Source organism: Pseudoflavonifractor sp. BSD2780061688st1 E11 (assembly GCF_005844125.1).
GTDB lineage: Bacteria > Bacillota > Clostridia > Lachnospirales > Lachnospiraceae > Sellimonas > Sellimonas catena.
Window position 1 is genome coordinate 1 of the sequence record NZ_SPHM01000087.1, and the last position, 2,073, is coordinate 2,073.

1 protein-coding gene is annotated in these 2,073 nt (G+C 42.5%); it reads right to left on the bottom strand.

Annotation, left to right across the window (positions count from 1 at the left end):
• Positions 1–102: 102 nt before the first annotated feature.
• Positions 103–1,944 (bottom strand): IS1634 family transposase, encoded by a 1,842-nt coding sequence (locus FGQ85_RS18050; RefSeq protein ID WP_138374152.1) that lies wholly within the window; start codon positions 1,942–1,944, stop codon positions 103–105.
• Positions 1,945–2,073: the final 129 nt, after the last annotated feature.

The window sequence follows — 2,073 nt, forward strand, 5'->3', positions numbered from 1 at the left end:
CCCGACTTTGCCACTTTATAAAAAGTAAATCTTCCAAAAACATCGTATTTATCAATGTTTTTGGAAGATTGATTCAAAATAATACAACGTACGTAAACGTACCTAAAAGGTCTTGATCTGTTTTTTTAATCTTCGTAATTCCCCCTCTGTATATAGCTTTTTCGCCAGCTCAAGGTCATATGCATCCAGTAGCTTTGCCAGATCTGGATCATCTATGTCTGCAAACCAGTAACTCCCTGCTTTCATAGGGATCACTTTCCATTTCTGCAGTGCTTTCTGTATCCGATGGCCGGACATCCCATAAGTCCATTCCCTCGAATCCCCAGGCTTCTTAGGATTTTTTAACATATATTTCCGTTGGATCAGACGGAGCATAACAAGTGCGATCATGCAGATCAATAAATGAGCATGAATGTGTTCTTTTGTTTTCACATAGATTGGTCTCGTCTCCAAGGGCCCCTTCAACTCCTCAAACTGATTCTCAATCCTGGAAAGTCCATGATATTTATCAATCACTTCCCGGTCATCCATATCTACTTCGCTGGCACGGATCTGGTAGTATCCCATCAGTTCCGTGAATTCTTCCAGCTTTTTTTCATCGACCATTCTCAAAAGTTTTCTGGAATCATAGATCTCTCCTGTTTCTTTATTTACAATCTCTTTGGACATAAATTTTTTCAGGCTGCCCGCCTGGTCTTTTGTTACCCGGAAGGACTCCGGACTTTCCTTCAGCTTTTCTATGAATTCCAGGAAGGATTTGTGTTCTGCAACATCCCTGTTATAGAAATGTCTGCTCCAGTATACAACGGACTTCTGCCGGATTTTCCGGCTTTTTCCGTCCGAATCCTTTACGCTGACTGTGATAACCCTTGATTTATATTTAAAGTTTTCATCTACAATCGTATACCCATCCTGATCCATAGCCCATTCCCGGTCTTCTTTTGTACTTTTTTTCAAACTCTTGCTGATAATGTAGCCATTGCCATCATCAAGCAGACTGCACATGATCGGACCGGTACAGATCCCTTTGTCGGCGATAAAAATAAATTTGCTGTCAAACCCCATTTTCGATATGGTCTCCTCATAGGTTGGAACTGCGGTCTGATGATCCAGGGTATTCCCCGGGAACATGTTGATTGCAATCGGAATCCCCGAATGGTCCAGAAACATCGCCATCTGTACGATCGGTTGATTTCTGTGTTCCTTGCTCACTCCTTTTTTCCTGATTCCCTTTTCCACCGTCTCTCCATTCCCGTCTTCCTCATCCGGATCCGGGTCTCCAATTTCAAAGTAAAAATTTGTGACATCATAGAAGAGAAGGGAGGTGTCCCTTCCCATCCCTTTCCGTATCGCGGAATTCATACGCTGCATAATCTTCAGCCGGTTTTCATAAACCACATCTAACGTGTCGTAGACATGGTAAAGATAAGAATCCTCCGGGACAATCGGTGTGTAATAGTCATGGTTCTCGCGGACAGTAGCCAGTTTTGATGCCGGATCCAGTATCCTGCCATACACGAGAAGCCTCAGATAGCCAGTAAGATCATACCTGATTTTCGAATGGTATTTAATCGATGCCATAAGTTCAGCTAATCCCAGATCTTTGAAAACAGGATCCAGAAGGATCTGGGAACAGTACCGCGGGTGCGCGTAGGACGTGGAAAAAACATCTTCCGCATCAGAAAGCCCGTGCTCTTCGGGAACGATCGGTTCCCCGCAAAAAGGTTTTAAGGAATCGATCAGGGGCTTACCTTGTTTGAAAGAGTCTTTCAGACGTTTCACATAATCCGGTTTTCCGTCATCAAACCTGGAAAGAGGGCCGATGGAAAGTTCGGTGTGCTTGTAGGATGTGATCTTTTGCGGGTCACTCTTAGAAGGTCTTCTTACACTTCTGACAAGCCTGAGATAAGGGATTCCATTATTTTTGTAACATTCTATAAACATAAAAAGCGCTCCTTTACATACCTATAACCCTATATATAATTATAACATAGAAGTAAAAAAATACAACCCAAAGGCTGTATTTTCAATATATTTTTCAGTTGTTAGAATGGAGAAAGTGGCAAAGTCGGG